The organism is Albidovulum sediminis (assembly GCF_025380365.1).
In the GTDB taxonomy this organism is placed as follows: domain Bacteria; phylum Pseudomonadota; class Alphaproteobacteria; order Rhodobacterales; family Rhodobacteraceae; genus Albidovulum; species Albidovulum sediminis.
Genome location: NZ_JAOCQF010000001.1, coordinates 854,968 through 874,063, shown reverse-complemented (window position 1 = coordinate 874,063; position 19,096 = coordinate 854,968). Strand labels below are relative to the sequence as shown.

The window sequence follows — 19,096 nt, the reverse complement described above, 5'->3', positions numbered from 1 at the left end:
ACTCTCAACCCCCCTGCCGCAGGGTGATGATCTCCCCCGCCACGCGCCGCGCCTCTGCATCGGCTGCCAGAACCATATCGAGATCGCCGGGCGCCATTCCAAGGGCACCCGCGCCGGAAAGCCGCTCCAGCGCCGCCTCGACCACTTCGGCCATCACGGTAAACCCGATGCGCCCGGCGATGAAAGCGTCAAGTGCGGCTTCCTTCGCAGCGTTGAACGCGGCGCCACAAAGACCGCCCGCGGCCATCACTTCGCGCGCAAGCCGCAACGCCGGATAGCGGACCGGGTCGGGCGCACGGAAGCTCAGGCTGCCCGCCCGCGCAAGGTCGAGCCGCCCGACCGGCAGGTGCGCCCGGTCCGGCCAGTTCAGCGCATAGCCGATCGCGTGGCGCATGTCGGGCGTGCCCAGATGCGCGATCACGCCGCCGTCGCGGAAGCCCACGAGCGCGTGGACAAGCGATTCCGGGTGCAGCAGCACCTCGATCTGGTCCGGCGAGATGCCGAAGAATTCCCGCGTCTCGATCATCTCGAGCGCCTTGTTGAACATCGAGGCGCTGTCGATGGTGATGCGCTGGCCCATCGCCCAGTTCGGGTGGGTCGAGGCCTCGGCCACCGTGGCGCGGGCCAGCCGGTCGAGCGGCCAGTCGCGGAACGCCCCGCCCGAGGCGGTGATGGTGATATGCTCGACCGTTGCCAGATCCTCGCCCACCAGCGCCTGGAAGACGGCCGAATGTTCACTGTCGACCGGCAGGATGCGGGCGTCGTGGCGGCGCGCCTCGGCCATCAGGAGCGGGCCGGCGGTCACAAGGCTTTCCTTGTTGGCCAGCGCCAGCGTGCCACCGTGCGACAGCGCGCGGAACCCCGGCACAAGGCCCGCGGCGCCGACGATGGCCGACATCGTCCAGTCGGCCGGGCGCGCCGCCGCCTCGGCGATGGCCGCCGCGCCTGCCGCGACCTCGACCCCGCTGCCGGCAAGGGCGTCGCGCAGGTCGGACAGGCAGTCGTCATGCGCGGTGACCGCGACCTCGGCGCCGAGCGCGCGGGCCATCTCGGCCAGCCGCGCGACGTTGCGCCCGCCGGTCAGCGCGACTGTGCGGTAGGTGTCGCGCCCGCCCTGCCCCGTCAGCAGGTCGAAGGTGCTTTCGCCGATCGAGCCGGTGGCGCCGAAGACCGAGACGGAGCGCAAGGGGCTTATCCCCCGATCTGCGGCAGGGGCAGGACGAAGCCCCAGAGGATCAGGAACAGGACCGCGCCGATCACCGCGTCGAAGCGGTCGAGCACGCCGCCATGGCCGGGGATCAGGTGCGAGCTGTCCTTGACCCCCAGGCGCCGCTTGATCGCGCTTTCGGCGATGTCGCCCATCTGCCCGGCCAGCGCTGTCAGGGCGGAGAGCAGGAAAAGCCAGGCCGGCCCCCCGGCCCAAAGCGTGATGGCCACGCCGACAAGGCCTGCGCCGACCCAGCCCGCGACGGTGCCCGACCACGTCTTCTTCGGGCTGACCTTCGGCCAGAACTTCGGCCCGCCGAGGATGCGGCCGGCGAAATAGCCGAGGATGTCGGAGGCGACGACGACCGCCACCAGCCACAGCAGGAAGCCAAGGCCAAGCCCGCCGCGAAGTGCGACGAAGCCGTAGCCGGTCAGCATCACCGCCACCCCGTAGACGAGGAAGACCAGACGCTCGCGGCGCGGCCTGAGCGCGCCGAGCGCGGGCGGCACGAACGCGAGCGCCAGCGCGAAGGGCGCGTGGCGCCAGAGGATCGTGGCCAGGCAAAGCGCAGCCAGCGCCCCGAGCGCCCGCGCCTCGCCGGGCCGGTCGGGTGCGGTCATCGCCGCCAGTTCCCAGATCATCAGGCCCGAGAGCAAGACGGCGAGCGCGGCGATCCAGACGCCCCCCGCGACGACGGCGCCGACGCCCACGATTGCCATCCCGGCGCCCGCAAGGACGCGGGGGACCAGGTCATCCCATTTGGCGGCCGCGCTCATGCCGGGACCGCGCCCCCGAAGCGGCGGTCGCGCATGCGGAACCGCGTCAGGATCGCCTCAAGCTCGGCAGGGGTGAAATCGGGCCAGAGCGTCGGCGTGAACTCGTATTCGGCATAGGCCGACTGCCAGAGCAGGAAGTTGGAGATGCGCGTCTCGCCCGACGTGCGGATCACCAGGTCGGGGTCCGGCGTTCCGGCGGTGTCAAGGCGGTCGGCAAGCGCCGCCTCATCGATCGCGTCGGGCGCGATCCGCCCGGCCGCCACGTCCTCGGCCAGCCGCCGCGCCGCGCGCGCGATCTCGTCCCTTCCGCCGTAGTTGATGGCGACGTTGAGGTCGAGCCGCGTGCTCCCCGCCGTCCGCGCCTCGATCCCGGCCATGAGCTTTTGCAGCTTGCGGTCCAGACGGTCGCGGCTGCCGATGAACCGGAGCCGCACGCCGGCATCCGAGAGCTTCTGCGCCTCGCTCTCGATATAGCGGGCGAAGATGGTCATCAGCCCGATCACCTCTTCGGTCGAGCGTTTCCAGTTCTCGGTCGAGAAGGCGTAGAGCGTCAGGTGCCGGATGCCGAGGCCGGGGGCCGCCTCGACGATGGCGCGCACGCGCTCGGCCCCGCGGCGGTGGCCGACCAACCGGGGCCAGCCGCGGTCGGTCGCCCAGCGGCCGTTGCCGTCCATGATGATGGCGACGTGCAGCGCCCCTGCCCCGGTCATGTCCCTTGCGGCCATCGGCCCGCCCTTTCCGCGCGTCCCCGGGGGACTTCAGACCTGCATGATCTCGGCCTGCTTGGCCTCAAGCGCCTTGTCGACGAGCGCAATGTGCTTGTCGGTCATTTCCTGAATCTCGTCGTGCCAGAATTTCTGGTCGTCCTCGCTGACGTTCTTGGCCTTCTTCAATTGGTCCATGCCGTCGCGGCGCACGTTGCGGATGGCGACGCGGGCATGTTCGGCATATTGCGCTGCGACCTTGGTCAGTTCGCGGCGCCGCTCCTCGTTCAGTTCGGGGATCGGCAGCATGATGATGGTGCCGTTGAGCTGCGGGTTGATGCCGAGCCCGGATTCGCGGATCGCCTTTTCGGCCCGGCTGACCAGCGCCTTGTCCCAGATGTTGACGGTGACCATGCGCGGTTCGGGCACGTTGATCGTGCCGATCTGGTTGATCGGCGTCATCGCGCCGTAGGCGTCGACCATGATCGGCTCCACGATCGAGGCCGAGGCGCGGCCGGTCCTGAGCGAGGCGAATTCGTGCCGGAGTGACGCCAGCGCCCCGTCCATCCGGCGTTCCAGATCGTCGGTGTCCAGTTCGAAATCGTCAGACATTCTGCCTTCTCCCGGTCTTTCGTCGTCTTGGCATGGCTCATAAGCCATCCCGGGCAGGTTGTATAGCAATCTCGGGCGCGCATCCCCCGCCCGGTGAGCCTGCCGGCGAAAGGTTACGCCACCCTTGACGGGCCCCGGCGCGGGCTCAGCCCTGAACCTTGGTGTAGGTGCCCTGACCGGCCAGGATGCCGCGGAACCCGCCCGGTTCGTCGAGCGAGAAGACGATGATCGGCAGGTTGTTGTCGCGCGCCAGCGCGATGGCCGAGGCGTCCATGACGCCGAGGTGCTTCTGCAGCACCTCGTCGAAGCTCACCGTGTCATAGCGCTTGGCGTCGGGGAATTTCTTCGGGTCCTTGTCGTAGACGCCGTCCACCTTGGTGCCCTTGAAGATCGCCTCGCAGCCCATCTCGTTGGCGCGCAGCGTCGCCGCGGTGTCGGTGGTGAAATAGGGGTTGCCGGTGCCCGCGGCGAAGATGCAGACCCGCTTCTTTTCCAGATGGCGCACCGCGCGGCGGCGGATGTAGGGCTCGCACACCTGGTCCATCGGGATTGCCGAGATGACGCGGGTGAAGACGCCAAGGCCTTCGAGTGCCGCCTGCATGGCCAGCGCGTTCATGACTGTGGCCAGCATCCCCATGTAGTCGGCGGTCGTCCGCTCCATCCCCTGTGCCGCGCCCGAAAGCCCGCGGAAGATGTTGCCGCCGCCGATCACCATGCAGATCTCGACGCCGAGGTCGTGAACCGACTTCACTTCCTGCGCGATGCGGGCGACGGTCGGCGGATGCAGCCCGAACCCCTGGTCGCCCATCAGCGCCTCGCCCGAGATCTTCAGAAGCACGCGCTTGTAGGTCACCTTGGGTTCCGTTGCCCCGTCCATCGTCCGCTCCGCTTGCCGCCCTGCTTCTGGCGGCGCAAGATGGCGGAAATCGCAGCGGGCTTCAACCGGGCCCGGCACGGGATAGTGCGGCAAGGGCGCGCGGAGAGAACAAGAGCACTTCAGGAACAAGACGCACTAAATTGGAAATAATCAGGAAAATTCCATCGGACCGGCATGTGCTGATTGCTGGTCCCACGGCCTCGGGCAAATCGTCGCTGGCGCTCGCCATTGCCGAGGCGCAGGGCGGCGTGATCGTCAACGCCGACGCGCTACAGGTCTGGGACTGCTGGCGGATTCTGAGCGCGCGGCCGACGCCCGAGGACGAGGCGCGGGCGGAACACCGGCTTTACGGCCACCTGCCCCGCGGCGCGGAAACCTCCGTCGGCCACTGGCTGCGCGAGGTCGCGGCGATTCTCGAAGCGGGGCAGCGGTTGATCGTGGTGGGCGGCACCGGCCTTTATCTCTCCGCCCTGACAGAGGGGTTGGCCGAAGTTCCCCCCGTGCCTGCCGACATCCGGGCCGAGGCGGACGCGCTGCTGGCCGGGGGCGGGCTTGAGGCGATGATCGCGGCCCTCGACCCGGAAACGGCGGGGCGCATCGACCTGAAGAACCCCGCCCGGGTCCAGCGCGCCTGGGAAGTGCTGCGCGCCACCGGTCAGGGTCTTGCGCGCTGGCAGGAGGCGACCGGGCCGGGCCTGATCCCGCGCGCCGCGGCAACCGCGCTGAGGCTTGAGTGCGATCGCGACTGGCTGGCCGCCCGCATCGACCGGCGGCTTGAGGGGATGATCGCGGCGGGCGCGCTCGACGAGGTGCGCGCCGTCCTGCCCGACTGGGACCCGGCGCAGCCCTGGGCCAAGGCGATTGGCGCGCCGGAACTGGTCGCCCACCTTCAGGGGCGGATGGCCCTGCCCGAGGCGGTCGCGGCGGCGCAGGCGGCCAGCCGGCAGTACGCCAAGCGCCAGCGCACCTGGCTCAGGGCGCGGATGCGGGACTGGTTGCCGGTGGCGCCGGAGTGACAGATCGGCCACTTCCCGCGCAGAGTTGAATTTCCTGCACAATTCCCTTTGGCGAGTGATTCGCCAGCCGGTAGACTCAGCCCGACCCGGAACCGAGTATGCGCTGAATGACTGCCAAGATCTTTTCTGCCAAGCCCCTGTCGCTTTACGCCGACCGCATGCCCAAGGCAGAGCCGGCGGCCGCTCCCCTGCCTGTCGCGCCGGCAAAGCCCGCGACGCGGGAAAAAGCCGCGCCGACAGCCGCAAAGGCGGCCCCGAAGGTGGTCGCGAAGCCTGCCCCGAAGGCCGGGGTGCAGGCGGCGAAGGCCGCCCCCCGGCGTGCCGTCACCGCGCTGCCCTCGGGCGAGGGCGGGCTGCGCCTGGTGCCGATCCAGCGGCTGGCACAGGGCGGGCGCTGGCGGGTGGAGGCGATGCGGTCCTACGCCGATCCGGTGCTTTACTGGTTTACCCGCGGCCAGGGCCGGATCACCGTCGGCGGCATCACCCGGGGCTACGGCGCGCACAACGCCATCTTCATTCCCGCCGGTGCCATGCACGGGTTCGAGGCGGGCCCCCAAAGCTACGGCACCGCGCTTTTCTTCGGTCGGGGAGAGGATCTGGGCCTGCCGCGCGAACCGCTGCACCTGCGCATCCGCGATGCCATCCCGCAGGCGGAACTTTCCGGCATCCTCGACCACATCCAGCGCGAGATCGACGCCGCCCGCCCCGGCCACGACCGCGCCGCGCGCCATTATCTCGGGCTTCTCTCGGTCTGGCTCGAACGCCACGCCGGCGCGGCGGAGGCCGGGCGGTCGGACGCCTACCACAGGCTTGCCCGGCGCTACTCCGAACTGCTGGAACATGGCTATCGCAGCGGCCAGGGCGTTGCCGGTTACGCGCGCGAACTGGGCGTGACGCCGACGCATCTGACCCGCGTCTGCAAGAAGACCTGCGGACGCTCCGCCTCGGACCTGCTGCACGACCGGCTGATCTTCGAGGCGCGGCGACTGCTCCTGGAAACCCGGCTGCCGGTCGCCCGCGTGTCGGAGGAACTTGGCTTCACCTCGCCCGCCTACTTCACCCGGGCTTTCCAGAAGCGGACCGGGCGCACGCCCTCGGCCTTCCGCAAGGCGCCCTGACACAGGCACCCGGCGCGCCCAGCGGGTGGCACCGGGGTCTTGCCGCCGGCCCCGACCCCGCCCTTGTCTTCAGGGAGGGGATATGTTCTTTTCAATTACGTATTTGCGACATGGCTTGCCGCAAATGGACATTGACGTGACATTCGTTTCGTTGCGCAATGGCCGCGCGGACCGTCGCAGAAAAGAATCCACCGGCCAGGAGAGTCGGGAGGGACGGTCACCCAAGCGAAGTTCTCAGGGAGACGAGAAGATGACCCACCATTTCAAGCCCGACTGCCTGCATCCCGCGGCCGTCGCCTATGCCGAGGAAGTGCGCGCCGGCACGCTGAGCCGCCGCGAGTTCCTGACCCGCTCCTCGGCGCTTGGCGTCAGTGCCGCCGCGGCCTATGGCCTTCTCGGCCTGACCGCCCCGGCGCCGGCCCGCGCCCAGACCGCCGGCGGCACGCTGCGCGTGCAGATGGAAACCAAGGCGTCGAAGGACCCCCGCACCTGGGACTGGTCCGAATATGCGAACTTCGGCCGCGGCTGGCTCGACTACATGGTCGAATACAATGCCGACGGCTCGCTGCGCGGGATGCTTCTCGAAAGCTGGGAAGTGAACGAGAACGCGACCGAATACACGCTGAACGTCCGCAAGGGCGTGAAGTGGAACAACGGTGACGATTTCACCGCCGCCGATGTGGCCCACAACATCAACCGCTGGTGCGATGCCAACGTGGAAGGCAACTCCATGGCCGCGCGCATGGGTGGCCTCGTCGATCCCGACACCAAGGTGGCGCGCGAAGGCGCGGTCACGATCGTCGACGATCACACCGTCAAGCTGGTCCTGCCCTCGCCCGACATCACCATCGTCGTCGGCATGGCGGACTATCCGGCCGCGGTCGTCCACCAATCCTATGACAACGGCGACCCCTCGGCCAACCCGATCGGCACCGGCGCCTGGCTGCCCGAGACCAACGAGGTCGGCGTCAAGCAGGTTCTCGTCCGCAACCCGAACCACACCTGGTGGGGGACCGAGGTCTATGGCGGACCCTACCTTGACCGGATCGAATACATCGACCTTGGCACCGATCCCTCGGCCTTCCTCGCCGCGGCCGAGGCGGACGAGATCGACATGACCTACCGCACCGACGGCGATTTCGTGGAAATCTTCGACGGCCTCGGCTGGCCCCGGTCCGAGGCGGTCACCTCGGCCACGATCGCGATCCGCTTCAACCAGGGGGCCGATCTCTACAAGGACGTGAACGTGCGCCGCGCGCTGCAGATGGCGGTGGACAACAATGTCATCCTCGAGCTTGGCTACGCGGGCCTCGGCTCGGTCGCGGAAAACCACCACGTCTGCCCGATCCATCCAGAGTACGCCCAGCTCGACCCGCTGGTGGTCGATCCGGCCAAGGCGAAGGAGATGATCGAGGCGGCCGGCCACGGCGCCACCGAGTTCGAGCTGATCTCGCTCGACGACGGCTGGCAGGCGGCGTCCTGCGACGCGGTGGCGGCGCAGCTGCGCGATGCCGGACTGAACGTCAAGCGGACGATCCTGCCTGGCTCGACCTTCTGGAACGACTGGACCAAGTATCCGTTCTCGGCCACCGAGTGGAACATGCGCCCGCTCGGCGTGCAGGTCCTGGCACTCGCCTACAAGTCGGGCGTGGCCTGGAACGAGACCGCCTTTGCCAACGCCGAGTTCGATGCCGCGCTGGACGAGGCCATGGCGATCGCCGATGCCGACAAGCGGCGCGAGGTGATGGCCAGGGTCGAGAAGATCATGCAGGACGAAGGCGTGCTGATCCAGCCCTACTGGCGCTCGATCTACCGCCACTTCAAGGAGAACGTGAAGGGCGCCGACATGCACCCGACGTTCGAGCATCACCACTACAAGTGGTCGATCGAGGCCTGATCGCCTGACCGGGCGCGCGCGGCAAAAACGCCCCGCGCGCCCTTTTTTCATTCGGCCCCGCGCGCCTGAGGCGCTAACCTGCCCCCATTCGTGGGAGGAAGGAAACCCAACCCATGCTGATGTTCCTGCTCAGACGCCTGGCGACGATGGTTCTGACGGCGCTCTGCCTGACGCTCATCGTCTTTTACCTGACCAACCTGCCGCCGAACCTCGAGAAGCTCGCCAAGTCAGAAGCCGGCAGCCGCATCACCGACGCCGAGGTGGCAAGCTGGCTCGAGAAGAACGGCCACGCGCGCCCGCTTCTGGTGCGCTACGGCGAATGGCTGGGCGTGGTGCCGGGCTGGACGCGCGAGGAAGGCGGTGTCACCACCGGGCGCTGCATCGCGCGCGGCGCGGACCCTGCGGCGGCACCCGGCTATTGCGGTGTGCTTCAGGGCGAGTGGGGCTTTTCCAGCGTCTTCAAGGATGACGTCTCAAGCATCATCGCGACACGGCTGGGCCTGACCGGGCTTTTGATGTTCTGGGTCATGGTGGTGATGGTTCCGGTGTCGCTGATCGTGGGCGTGCTGGCCGGGATGCGCGAGGGATCGAAGCTCGACCGCTCTCTCTCCACCTTCTCGATCGCCACCACCGCGACGCCCGAATATGTCTCGGGCGTGATCCTGATCGCGGTCTTCGCCACTTCCATGGGCTGGAAGGTCTTCAAGGGCACGGCGACAAGCGCGATGGACGACATCACCTTCGACAACTTCTTCCTGCCGGTCCTGACCATCGCGCTTTACGGCACCGGCTATATCGCGCGCATGACGCGCGCCTCGATGACCGAGGTGATGACGGCGCAATACATCCGCACCGCGCGGCTGAAGGGCGTCAGCTTCCGCAACGTGGTGATAAAGCACGCGCTGAGAAACGCGCTGATCGCGCCCTTCACGGTGATCATGCTCCAGTTTCCCTGGCTCCTGAACGGCGTCGTCATCGTCGAGACGCTGTTCAACTACAAGGGCTTCGGCTGGACGCTGGTTGCCGCGGCGGGTAACAACGACATCCAGCTCCTGCTCGGCTGCTCGGTCGTGGCCGTCTTCGTGGTTCTGGTGACGCAGCTGATTTCCGACATCGGCTATGTCTTCCTCAACCCGCGCATCCGCATCTCGTAGGAAGGGACGAAGATGGAACCGCTTACCTGGACCGGCAGTCTTTCCGTCCTGAACCCCGTCACGCTGGCCGTTGCCGCGTTCTTCGCGGTCGCGGTCGTGGCCCAGATCGCGCTGGCGTTCTTCGCCCCCGACCCCTCGGTCCAGTCCGGGCCTGACGGGCGCCTTGCCGCGCGCGGCGGCGCCTTCGGGGCAAGCGAGCGGGCGACGCGCTGGCTGTTCCTCGCGCTCCTGGCGCTTGTCCTCGTCTATCTCGTCGGAGGCGCGGTCCTGCCCTTCGGCGCGGCCGGGATCACCGGCGCCATCTCGAAGCTGCTGGTGCCGGTCTGGATCTCGCTTGCGGTGATGTTCGTCCTGTCGTTCCGGTTCAAGCGGCGGCTGGGCCTCTACGGCAAGCTCTTCGACTCCACCATCGGCATGATCGGCCTGGCCATCGTCATGTTCTGGGTCTTCGTCGCGGTCTTTTCCGATACCATCGCCACCGCCGATGTGCTGAGCCAGATCAGCCAGATGAAGAACAAGCTGCCCGGCACGCCGGTGCCCGACGGGTCTGGCTGGTACCTGCTGGGCGGCGACCACCTTGGCCGGGATGTCTTTTCCCGCATGGTCGAGGGCAGCCGGATCGTGATCGTCATCGCGCCCTTCGCCACCGTCTTCGCCTTCATGGTCGGGATCACGCTGGGCCTGCCGGCCGGCTATTACGGCGGCATGCTCGACACCGGGCTGTCGTTCCTGGCGAACCTGATCCTGGCCTTCCCGGTGATCCTGTTCTTCTACCTGCTCGTCACGCCCGAGATCGTGCAGACCGGGATGCCGCAATACTTGGCCGTGGTGCTGTTCCTCTTCCCGATCATCTTCCTGCTGGTGCTGGTCAACTCGCGCTTCTACGTCATGCCGGGCCTGCGCAACCGGCTGGTCATCGCCATCGCGGTCGTGGGCGGCTACCTTTACCTGTCGTTCGTCGGCGAGGCGGGAACGCGGGTGGCGATCCTGCCCGAGGCGCTTGACCTCATCCACATGCCGGCGAACATGCTGATCGTCTTCGTCTCGGTCGTCTTCGTGAACTCGCCCACCGTGTTCCGGATCGTCCGCGGGCTCGTCCTCGACATCAAGACGCGCGACTACGTGGCGGCGGGCCAGACGCGCGGGGAACGCCCCTGGTACATCATGATCTGGGAAATCCTGCCCAACGCGCGCGGGCCGCTGATCGTCGATTTCTGCCTGCGCATCGGCTACACCACGATCCTGCTGGGCACACTCGGCTTCTTCGGCCTCGGCCTGTCGCCCGAAAGCCCCGACTGGGGGTCGACGATCAACGCGGGCCGCAGGCTGATGACGGTGGCGCAGCACCCCGCCATCGTGCCCGCACTCGCGCTGATGAGCCTCGTGCTCGGTCTCAACCTGCTGGCTGACGGCCTCAGGGAAGAAAGCCTGAAGGACTAGGGGGAACCGCCATGACGAAATGGGAATACGACGGTCCGATCCTGGAGATCGAGAACCTGTCCATCAGCTTCTTCACCAGGTTGCGGGAAATCCCCGCGGTGATGGATTTTTCCTGCACCGTCCAGCCGGGCGAGGCGATGGGGCTGGTCGGTGAATCCGGTTGCGGCAAGTCCACCGTCGCCCTCGCGGTGATGCGCGACCTTGGCAAGAACGGCCGCATCACCGGCGGCACGATCAAGTTCAAGGGCCGCGACCTGACCACGATGGGCGAGGAGGAACTGCGCGACATCCGCGGGTCCGAGATCGCGATGATCTATCAGGAACCCATGGCCTCGCTGAACCCGGCGATGCGGATCGGCCAGCAGCTGATGGAAGTGCCGATGATCCACGAAGGGCTCGGCAAGGAGGAGGCGCACAAGCGCGCGCTCGAGGTGGTGGCGGACGTGCGCCTGCCCGACCCGGCGCGGATCCTCAACTCCTTCCCGCATCAGCTGTCGGGCGGCCAGCAGCAGCGCATCGTCATCGCCATGGCGCTCATGTCAAAGCCCGCGCTTCTGATCCTTGACGAACCCACCACCGCGCTCGACGTGACAGTGGAGGCGGCGGTGGTCGACCTCGTCAAGGATCTTGGCAAGAAGTACGGCACCTCGATGCTGTTCATCAGCCACAACCTCGGGCTGGTGCTGGAGGTCTGTGACCGCCTGTGCGTGATGTATTCCGGCGAGGCGGTCGAGACCGGGTCGATCGTCGATGTCTTCAACAAGATGCAGCACCCCTACACACAGGCGCTGTTCCGGTCGATCCCGCTGCCGGGGGCGGACAAGAACGCCCGCCCGCTGATCGCCATTCCAGGCAACTTCCCCCTGCCCCACGAACGGCCGAAGGGCTGCAACTTCGGCCCGCGCTGCAACTACTTCGCGGACGGGCGCTGCAACGCGGCCGACATTCCCATGGTGCCAGTGCCGGGCGACGACCGCCACGAGACGCGCTGCATCCGGGTGGACGAGATCGACTGGGCGGCAAAGCCCGTGGTCGAGAGGAAGCATGAAAGAACCGAGCCGGGCCGTGTCGTCCTGAAGATGGACGACCTGAGGAAGTATTACGAGGTCTCCGCCTCGAGCCTCTTCGGGGGCGGCGACAAGCGCGTGGTCAAGGCCAACGAAACGCTGAGCTTCGAGGCGCGCGAGGGCGAGACCCTGGCCATCGTGGGCGAGTCGGGCTGCGGCAAGTCGACCTTCGCCAAGGTCCTGATGGGGCTTGAGACGGCCACCTCGGGCAAGATCATGCTTTACGACAACGAGATTCAGGCCACCCCGATCGAAAGCCGTTCGACCGATACGGTCTCGGGCGTGCAGATGGTGTTCCAGAACCCGTTCGACACGCTTAACCCCTCGATGACCGTGGGGCGGCAGATCATGCGCGCGCTGGAGATCTTCGGCGTCGGCGCCTCCGATGCCGAACGGCGCGCGCGCATGCTGGAACTGCTCGACCTCGTGAAGCTGCCGCGCGCCTTTGCCGAGCGGATGCCGCGCCAGCTATCGGGCGGGCAGAAACAGCGCGTGGGCATCGCGCGCGCCTTTGCCGGCGGGGCGAAGATCGTGGTGGCCGACGAACCCGTTTCCGCGCTTGACGTGTCGGTGCAGGCGGCCGTTACCGACCTCCTGATGGAGATCCAGCGGCAGAACCGCACCACGCTTCTCTTCATCAGCCATGACCTGTCGATCGTGCGCTATCTCTCCGACCGGGTGATGGTCATGTATCTCGGCCATGTCGTCGAACTGGGCACCACCGATCAGGTATTCTCGCCGCCCTACCATCCCTATACCGAGGCGCTGCTGTCGGCCGTGCCCATCGCCGACACCCATGTGCAGAAAAAGCACATCGTGCTCGAGGGCGAGATCCCTTCGGCGATGAACCCGCCGCCGGGTTGCCCGTTCCAGACCCGCTGCCGGTGGAAGTCGAAGGTGCCGGGCGGCCTTTGCGAGCGCGAGGTGCCACCGGTGCAGGTGCTGGCCGGCGGGCATCAGATCAAGTGCCACCTCTCGGCCGAGGATTTCGCCTCGATGGAGCCGGTGATCAAGATCGCTGCGGAATAGGTCGGCGCTTCCCTGCCCCGGACGGTCCGTCTCGGTCGCGCCGTCCGGCCGCCCCGTCAGTCCGCCACGCCGGAGAGAAGGCCGCGCACCAGAAGCCTTTGAAAGGCCAGGAACACCGCCACCGGAACCGCCACCGAGACGCAGGCGGAGGCGGCGAGAATGTCCCACTGTCCCCCGTGCGTGCCGACGAGGTTCAGGAGCCGCCCGGTCAGCACCAGCCGGTCGCCCTGCGGGCCGAGGAAGACCAGCGCCACCAGAAGATCGTTCCAGGTCCAGATGAACTGGAAGACGGCAAAACCCGCGATCGCCGGGGCCGCGAGCGGCAGCACGATCCGCGTGAGGATCGCGAGGTCGGAGGCCCCGTCCAGTCGGGCGCTGTCGATGACCTCGCGCGGCAGGGCTGCCATGGCGTTGCGGATCAGGTAGATGGCAAGCGGCAGGCCGAAGCCGGTATGGGCCAGCCAAACGCCGACGAAGCCCTTGGGATCAAGGCCAAGCGCCTGCCCCGCGGCGTTGTGGACCTTCAGAAGCGGGATCAGTGCCACCTGCAACGGCACCGCCATCAGCCCGAGGACCGCCGCCAGGACCAGCCTGCGGCCCGCGAAGGGCATCCAGGCCAGGGCATAGGCGGCGAAGACGGCAAGCCCGACCGGGAACAGCGTCGACGGCACCGCGACGATGGCGGAGTTGAGAAGCGACCGAGCGATCCCCGTCGCCGCCAGGACGTCGGCATAGTTCTGCAGCGTCGGGCTTGGCCCGACGGTCGCGGTCAGGAAGATGCGCTGCCCCTGCGGCGCGGCCAGGCCGTGCGGCGCGGTCAGGCTGTAGGCGCCATCCGCCTGCACCGTCAGCGTGGCGCCTTTGCCGAGATCCGCCACCGCGCCGGGGTGGAAGGCCGCGGGCCGGCGCGCGTCGATCCCGAAGGCCTCGACCCGCCCGCCGCCCTCCAGCGCGTTGCCTGCCAGCGCGTAGCGCCCGCCGGGCTGAGCGCCCTCGCCCCCCGGCGGCGTGCGGAAGGTCCGCGTCAGCGTCACCCCCGAGAACGCCGTCCACCAGCCAGAGGCCGCGATCTGGTCACGGTCGCGAAGGGAGGTGACGACCAGCCCCAGAAGCGGCAGCGTCCAGAGCAGGACGAAGACCGCGACCGCGAGATGCGCCGCCCAGGGGCCGCCGCGCCTCATTCCCCCTGCCCCGCGCGGCCGGTCCGGGCGCAGAACATGCTCCAGGCCAGGATCGGGGCCGTGAGCGCCAGAAGCGCCAGCGCGAGGACCGCGCCGCGCCCGGAATCGCCGCCGCCCCGGAACATCCAGTCGAACATCAGGTTGGCAAGGACGTTGGTGTTCCACTGGCCGTTGGTCATCACCAGGACGATGTCGAAGACCTTGACCGAGGCGAGGGTGATCGCGGTCCAGACCACCGCGATGGAGCGGCGGATCTGCGGCACCTCGATCAGCAGGAACCCGCGGACGCCGTCCGCGCCGTCCAGCCGCGCCGCCTCGACCGTGGCGCGGGGCACGGCGCGCAGCGCGGCCGAGAGGATCACCATGGCAAAGCCGGTCTGGACCCAGATCAGGATCGCCATCAGGAAGAGGGAATTCCAGACCGGCAGGGCGATCCAGGCCCGGGGCGTGCCGCCAAGCGCGGTGACAAGGGCATTCAGCGCGCCCACCTGCGCGCCCGCCTCGGGGCGCAGGTCGTAGACGAACTTCCAGATCACGACGGCGCCCGGAAGCGAGATCGCGCCGGGCAAGAAGATCAGCATCCGCGCCAGCGCGCCCCAGCCGATCCGGTTGGTGAGCGCGGCCGCGATCAGCCCCAGGAGGGTGGAGACGGCCGGCACCACCATAAGCCAGAGGACCGTGTTGACCGCCGCCGCCCGCGCCGCCGGATCGCGCACCAGCCAGGCGAAGTTGGCCGCGCCCACGAACCCCTCTCCGCTGCGGTCGTGGAGAGAAAGCCAGGCCGTCGCGGCCAGCGGATAGACGAGGCAGAGGCCCAGCACGGCGAGCGCTGGCGCAAGGAACAGCCAGGGCCGGAGCCGCGCCATCCGCCCTGCCCCGGCGATCATCGCAGCGCGTCCCAGGCCGCGTCGATGTCGGCGGCCACCTCGGCCGCGTCGCGACCGCCGACATAGTCGATCATGCCGCTCCAGAAGGCGCCGGCGCCGATCCGGCCCGGCATCAGGTCCGACCCGTCGAAGCGGAAGGTGGTGGCCTCCATCAGGATGCGGGCCTGCCGGCGCAGCACCTCGTTCGCGTAGGCCGCGGGATTGGCGCCCTTGTGCGGCGTCAGGAACCCGGTCTGCGCCATCCAGATTTCGTGCGCGATGGGGGTCTTGAGCCAGTCTATGAAGGCGCGTGCGGCCGGGCCGTCGCGGGTGATCGTGGCCAATGTCCCCGAGCCCAGGACGGGCCGGCCGAAGCGGCCCTCCGCCAGCGGCGGAAAGGCGAAGAAGTCGGCCTCGATCCCGGGGGTGATGCCTTCGGGGAAGAAGGCGGGGATGAAGGAGGCCTGCCGGTGCAGGTAGCAGCGCGGCGGCACCGTGAAGAGCCCCGCGGCGCTGTCACGGAAATCGGTGGTGGCGACGGCCGCCGCCCCGCCCGCGACATAGGCATCGGTGCGGGCGAAGCTGCCGAAATCCTCGATCGCGGCAAGGATGGCCGGATCGCCGAAGGGAACCTCGCCCCGCACCCAGCGGTCGTAGACCGCAGGTCCGGCGCGGCGCAGCACCATGTCCTCGACCCAGTCGGTCGCGGGCCAGCCGGTCGCGCCGCCCGAGCCGAGGCCGATGCACCACGGCGTGCCGCCGTCGGCCACGATCCGGTCGGAGAGCGCGCGCATCTCCTCGATTGTGCGGGGGACCGCATAGCCCGCCTCCGCGAAATTCTCCGGCACGTACCAGACCAAGGACTTGATTTCGACCCGGTAGGGAAAGGCGTAAAGCGCCGGGGTGCCGTCCGGCCCGGCGCTGGTTCCGAGCGCGGCCCAGGCATCGCCGCCGGCGTAGCCTGCGCGCAGCCAGGCCTCGGTCTCCGCCCCGAGCGGGACGAGACGCCCGCGCGCGGCGAGATCCGCGATCAGCCCCGGCTGCGGCAGGATCGCGATGTCGGGCGGCGTTCCGGCCGCCGTGTCGATGACGATCTGCTGTTCATAGTTCTCCGACGTCGCGTAAAGGACCTGCGCCCCCGTCGCCGCGGCGAAGTAGGCCAGGACGCTTTCCGCCAGCGCCTGATCCTCGCCCCGCCAGGGTCCGAAAATGGTCAGCGTCTGGCCTTCGAGCCTGTGGGCGGCGGCGAAATCGTCATGGCTCGACCACGTGAAACGGCTGTCCTCACCCGGCGCGAACCGCAGATCCTGCGCGCCCGCCGCGCCGGAAGCGAGGGCGATCAGCACGGCACCCGCCACGCTCCATGACGTCATCGACCCCTCCTTCCGGGGCCGCCCGCATTCTCGCGCGGCCCGTCCCGCGAAGGCTTGCATCAACATTGGTGAACAAATGGTTAATCCCGGCGGCCAAGCCGGTCTGAACGCTTGCGGCGCACCCCGAAGGCGTCCTATCACGCAGGAAGATGCACGCTGGCACGGGATACAAGATGACGCCCTCCCCCCTGATCCTTGCCGATGTCGGCGGCACCAATACCCGCGTCGCGCTGGCCCACGGGGCGCGCGTCGACCATGCCTCGATCCGGCGCTATCCGAACGCGGGCCGCCCCGGGCTAGAGCCGATCCTGGCCGACTACCTGGCCGAGATGGGAGTGAGCCGTTGCGACGGGGCCTGCGTCGCGGCGGCGGGCCCGGTCGAGGGGGGACGGGCAGAGATGACGAACCTTTCCTGGGTCATCACGCGCGACGGGGTCGGCGCGGCCACCGGGGCGGGGACGGTCGCGATCCTCAACGACCTGCAGGCGCAGGGCCACGCGCTTGGCCATCTGGCGCCGGGCTCGCTCCTTCCGGTTTTGCGGGGAGAGGAGGCGCCGGGCCAGACGCAACTGGTGATCGGCGTCGGCACCGGCTTCAACGCGGCCCCCGTCCATGACACCGCGACCGGCCGCCTTGTCGCCGCCTCGGAAAGCGGTCACGTCGGACTGCCGGTGCGGACCGCCGCAGACCTGCGGCTGGCCGAATTCGTCGGGCGCCGCCACGGGTTCGCCGGGGTCGAGGAGGTGCTGTCGGGCCGCGGGCTTGAACAGACCTTCGGCTGGGTGGCCGAGGAGGCGGGCCGGCCCGAGGCCCGCAGCGCGGCCGCGATCATGGAGGGGATCGCTGCGGGCGATCCCCTGGCCGAAGCGGCCGGGCGCGCCTTCGTGCGCGTCTTCGGCATGGTCGCAGGCAATCTGGCGCTGACCTTCCTGCCCTTCGGCGGCATCTACCTGATCGGCGGCGTTTCCCGCGCCTTCGCGCCCCTGCTGGGCCGCTTCGGCTTTCGCGACGCCTTTTGCGACAAGGGCCGGTTTTCCGAGTTCATGGAGCGTTTCCCGGTCAGCGTGGTCGAGGACGACTATGCCGCGCTGACGGGCTGCGCCGAGCATCTGGCCAAGGAGATGGGCCGCCGCGGCTGACCGCCGCGCCCCTCCCTCGCCCCTAACCCTCGCCTCTAGCCCTTGCCCCTGAGCCGGGCCACGAGGCGCAGGGTCGAGCCGTCCTTGCCCGCCCCGTCGGCCTCTCCCTTCAGCACCGGTTCGAGGGCGACGGCCAGTTCCTTGCCAAGCTCCACCCCCCACTGGTCGAAGGAGTTGATGCCGAGGATCACCCCCTCGACAAAGACGCGGTGTTCGTAAAGGGCGATGATCTGGCCCAGCACGAAGGGCGTGAGGCGGGGATAGAGGAGCGTGGTCGAGGGGCGGTTGCCCGGAAAGACGCGGTGGCGCGCTTGCCGCTCTAGCTCCGCCCCCCGAAGGCCCTTCGCGGCCATCATCGCGCGTGCCACCTCGATCGGGCGGCCGCGCATCAGCGCCTCGGACTGCGCGAGGCAGTTCGCCGCGAGTAACCGGTGCTGGTGGGCAAGGTCGGGCTCATGGCCGCTGACCGCCAGCAGGAATTCGCACGGGATCACCCGCGTCCCCTGGTGGATGAGCTGGTAGAAGGCGTGCTGGCCGTTGGTGCCGGGTTCGCCCCAGACCACGGGGCCGGAGGGAAACGGCAGGTCGGAGCCGTCCATCGCCACCCGCTTGCCGTTGCTTTCCATCTCAAGCTGCTGGAGATAGGCGGGAAGCCGCGACAGGCGCTGGTCGTAGGGCAGGACCGCGCGGGTGGCGTGGCCGCAGATCTGGTTGTGCCAGATTCCGACAAGGGCGAGGAGCACCGGCAGGTTCCGCGCGAAGGGCGCGGTGCGGAAATGCGCGTCCATCGCCGCCCCGCCGGCCAGGAATTCGGCGAACCGGTCCGGCCCGATGGCGATCATCAGCGACAGGCCGACCGGCCCCCACATCGAATAGCGCCCGCCGACCCAGTCCTCGAAGCCGAAGACGCGGGCCGGGTCGATGCCGAAGGCGGCGGTGCGGTCCAGCGCGGTCGAGACGGCCGCGAACTGGCGCGCGGGGTCGGCGACCTTGCCCGCCATCCAGCGGCGCGCGGTTTCCGCGTTGGTCATCGTCTCGATCGTGGTGAAGGTCTTCGAGGCCACGATCACCAGCGTCGTCGCCGGGTCGAGCGGCGCGAGCACGTCATGCACATGCGCCCCGTCCACGTTCGAGACGAAATGCGCGCGCGGCCCGTCGGCGTAGGGGGAAAGTGCGAGGCACGCCATCGCCGGGCCGAGGTCCGATCCGCCGATGCCGATGTTGACGACATCGGTGATGCGCCCGCCCTGCCCGCGCGCGCGCCCGGTGCGCAGGTCGCGGGCGAAGGTCTCCATCCGCGCGAGGGTCTGGCGAAGCGGTGGCGTCACGTCCTGCCCGTCGACGAAGACCGGCGTGGCGGGATTGCGCAGCGCCGTGTGCAGGACCGCGCGGCCCTCGGTCTCGTTGATCCTTGCCCCGATGAACATCGCCTCGCGCCGGGCGGCGACGCCCGCCCCCTCGGCCAGCGCAAGAAGGAGATCGCGCCCCGCCGCGTCAATGTTTGTCTTGGAATAGTCGAGGAGCATCCCGTCCGCCTCGGCCGAAAAGGCCCCGGCCCGCGCGGCATCGTCGAACAGCGACAGGATCGCCCGGTCGCGGAACCGCTCGTGATGGCGGTGCAGGTCGTCCCAGCGGCTCAT

16 protein-coding genes are annotated in these 19,096 nt (G+C 68.8%); 7 read left to right on the top strand and 9 right to left on the bottom strand.

Annotated elements, in window-relative coordinates; genetic code table 11:
- Positions 1-4: 4 nt before the first annotated feature.
- The 5 genes from dxr to pyrH form a co-directional block, all read right to left on the bottom strand.
- Positions 5-1,186 (bottom strand): 1-deoxy-D-xylulose-5-phosphate reductoisomerase, encoded by a 1,182-nt coding sequence (gene dxr, locus N5I32_RS04280; protein ID WP_261494154.1) that lies wholly within the window; start codon positions 1,184-1,186, stop codon positions 5-7.
- A 5-nt stretch (positions 1,187-1,191) separates the two neighbouring features.
- Positions 1,192-1,983, bottom strand: coding sequence for a phosphatidate cytidylyltransferase (locus N5I32_RS04275; RefSeq protein WP_261494153.1), 792 nt, complete (start codon positions 1,981-1,983; stop codon positions 1,192-1,194).
- Positions 1,980-2,708: a polyprenyl diphosphate synthase gene (gene uppS / locus N5I32_RS04270; protein ID WP_261494152.1), complete on the bottom strand. Its 729-nt coding sequence runs from the start codon at positions 2,706-2,708 to the stop codon at positions 1,980-1,982. Before uppS ends, N5I32_RS04275 begins: the two co-directional genes overlap by 4 nt.
- A gap of 33 nt (positions 2,709-2,741) precedes the next feature.
- A complete protein-coding gene (gene frr, locus N5I32_RS04265; RefSeq protein WP_261494151.1) occupies positions 2,742-3,299 on the bottom strand; it encodes a ribosome recycling factor in 558 nt (185 codons plus the stop codon).
- Between the two features lie 145 nt (positions 3,300-3,444).
- Positions 3,445-4,176, bottom strand: a complete 732-nt coding sequence (pyrH, locus tag N5I32_RS04260) for a UMP kinase (protein ID WP_261494150.1) — start codon at positions 4,174-4,176, stop codon at positions 3,445-3,447.
- Positions 4,177-4,316: 140 nt separating this feature from the next.
- Between pyrH and miaA the strand changes: the two genes are divergently transcribed.
- The 6 genes from miaA to N5I32_RS04230 all read left to right on the top strand — a co-directional run bounded on the left by miaA (position 4,317) and on the right by N5I32_RS04230 (position 12,897).
- The gene (gene miaA, locus N5I32_RS04255) at positions 4,317-5,192 is read left to right on the top strand and encodes a tRNA (adenosine(37)-N6)-dimethylallyltransferase MiaA (protein ID WP_261494149.1); all 876 of its coding nucleotides are present in this window, start codon (positions 4,317-4,319) and stop codon (positions 5,190-5,192) included.
- 107 nt (positions 5,193-5,299) lie between these two features.
- On the top strand, positions 5,300-6,310 hold the full coding sequence (locus N5I32_RS04250) for an AraC family transcriptional regulator (RefSeq protein WP_261494148.1): 1,011 nt from the start codon (positions 5,300-5,302) through the stop codon (positions 6,308-6,310).
- 250 nt (positions 6,311-6,560) lie between these two features.
- Positions 6,561-8,207 (top strand): ABC transporter substrate-binding protein, encoded by a 1,647-nt coding sequence (locus N5I32_RS04245; RefSeq protein ID WP_261494147.1) that lies wholly within the window; start codon positions 6,561-6,563, stop codon positions 8,205-8,207.
- Positions 8,208-8,320: 113 nt separating this feature from the next.
- Entirely contained in the window at positions 8,321-9,361 is a 1,041-nt protein-coding gene (locus N5I32_RS04240; protein WP_261494146.1) for an ABC transporter permease, read from the top strand.
- A 12-nt stretch (positions 9,362-9,373) separates the two neighbouring features.
- On the top strand, positions 9,374-10,801 hold the full coding sequence (locus N5I32_RS04235) for an ABC transporter permease (protein ID WP_261494145.1): 1,428 nt from the start codon (positions 9,374-9,376) through the stop codon (positions 10,799-10,801).
- 11 nt (positions 10,802-10,812) lie between these two features.
- The gene (locus tag N5I32_RS04230) at positions 10,813-12,897 is read left to right on the top strand and encodes a dipeptide ABC transporter ATP-binding protein (protein ID WP_261494144.1); all 2,085 of its coding nucleotides are present in this window, start codon (positions 10,813-10,815) and stop codon (positions 12,895-12,897) included.
- Positions 12,898-12,953: 56 nt separating this feature from the next.
- Here the strand turns inward: N5I32_RS04230 and N5I32_RS04225 are convergent, their stop codons facing one another.
- Genes N5I32_RS04225 through N5I32_RS04215 form a run of 3 tightly spaced genes read right to left on the bottom strand, consistent with a single transcriptional unit; the run spans position 12,954 to position 16,317 of the window.
- Positions 12,954-14,078: a carbohydrate ABC transporter permease gene (locus N5I32_RS04225; protein ID WP_261494143.1), complete on the bottom strand. Its 1,125-nt coding sequence runs from the start codon at positions 14,076-14,078 to the stop codon at positions 12,954-12,956.
- On the bottom strand, positions 14,075-14,965 hold the full coding sequence (locus tag N5I32_RS04220) for a carbohydrate ABC transporter permease (RefSeq protein ID WP_261494142.1): 891 nt from the start codon (positions 14,963-14,965) through the stop codon (positions 14,075-14,077). Before N5I32_RS04220 ends, N5I32_RS04225 begins: the two co-directional genes overlap by 4 nt.
- On the bottom strand, positions 14,962-16,317 hold the full coding sequence (locus N5I32_RS04215; RefSeq protein WP_261494141.1) for an ABC transporter substrate-binding protein: 1,356 nt from the start codon (positions 16,315-16,317) through the stop codon (positions 14,962-14,964). Before N5I32_RS04215 ends, N5I32_RS04220 begins: the two co-directional genes overlap by 4 nt.
- Positions 16,318-16,490: 173 nt before the next feature.
- Here N5I32_RS04215 and N5I32_RS04210 point away from each other — a divergent pair, with 173 nt between their 5' ends.
- A complete protein-coding gene (locus N5I32_RS04210) occupies positions 16,491-17,456 on the top strand; it encodes a glucokinase (RefSeq protein ID WP_261494140.1) in 966 nt (321 codons plus the stop codon).
- Between the two features lie 35 nt (positions 17,457-17,491).
- Here N5I32_RS04210 and pgi read toward each other — a convergent pair whose 3' ends face one another.
- Positions 17,492-19,096, bottom strand: a complete 1,605-nt coding sequence (gene pgi / locus N5I32_RS04205) for a glucose-6-phosphate isomerase (protein WP_261494139.1) — start codon at positions 19,094-19,096, stop codon at positions 17,492-17,494.

Excerpts from the sequence above, each read along its gene's own strand:
- uppS (WP_261494152.1), bottom strand. The coding sequence starts at position 2,708 with ATGGCCGCAAGGGACATGACCGGGGCAGGGGCGCTGCACGTCGCCATC.
- frr (WP_261494151.1), bottom strand. The coding sequence starts at position 3,299 with ATGTCTGACGATTTCGAACTGGACACCGACGATCTGGAACGCCGGATG.
- pgi (WP_261494139.1), bottom strand. The coding sequence starts at position 19,096 with ATGAGCCGCTGGGACGACCTGCACCGCCATCACGAGCGGTTCCGCGAC.
- N5I32_RS04245 (WP_261494147.1), top strand. The coding sequence starts at position 6,561 with ATGACCCACCATTTCAAGCCCGACTGCCTGCATCCCGCGGCCGTCGCC.
- N5I32_RS04240 (WP_261494146.1), top strand. The coding sequence starts at position 8,321 with ATGCTGATGTTCCTGCTCAGACGCCTGGCGACGATGGTTCTGACGGCG.
- pyrH (WP_261494150.1), bottom strand. The coding sequence starts at position 4,176 with ATGGACGGGGCAACGGAACCCAAGGTGACCTACAAGCGCGTGCTTCTG.
- N5I32_RS04275 (WP_261494153.1), bottom strand. The coding sequence starts at position 1,983 with ATGAGCGCGGCCGCCAAATGGGATGACCTGGTCCCCCGCGTCCTTGCG.
- N5I32_RS04215 (WP_261494141.1), bottom strand. The coding sequence starts at position 16,317 with ATGACGTCATGGAGCGTGGCGGGTGCCGTGCTGATCGCCCTCGCTTCC.
- N5I32_RS04250 (WP_261494148.1), top strand. The coding sequence starts at position 5,300 with ATGACTGCCAAGATCTTTTCTGCCAAGCCCCTGTCGCTTTACGCCGAC.
- N5I32_RS04225 (WP_261494143.1), bottom strand. The coding sequence starts at position 14,078 with ATGAGGCGCGGCGGCCCCTGGGCGGCGCATCTCGCGGTCGCGGTCTTC.
- N5I32_RS04235 (WP_261494145.1), top strand. The coding sequence starts at position 9,374 with ATGGAACCGCTTACCTGGACCGGCAGTCTTTCCGTCCTGAACCCCGTC.
- N5I32_RS04220 (WP_261494142.1), bottom strand. The coding sequence starts at position 14,965 with ATGATCGCCGGGGCAGGGCGGATGGCGCGGCTCCGGCCCTGGCTGTTC.
- N5I32_RS04230 (WP_261494144.1), top strand. The coding sequence starts at position 10,813 with ATGACGAAATGGGAATACGACGGTCCGATCCTGGAGATCGAGAACCTG.
- N5I32_RS04210 (WP_261494140.1), top strand. The coding sequence starts at position 16,491 with ATGACGCCCTCCCCCCTGATCCTTGCCGATGTCGGCGGCACCAATACC.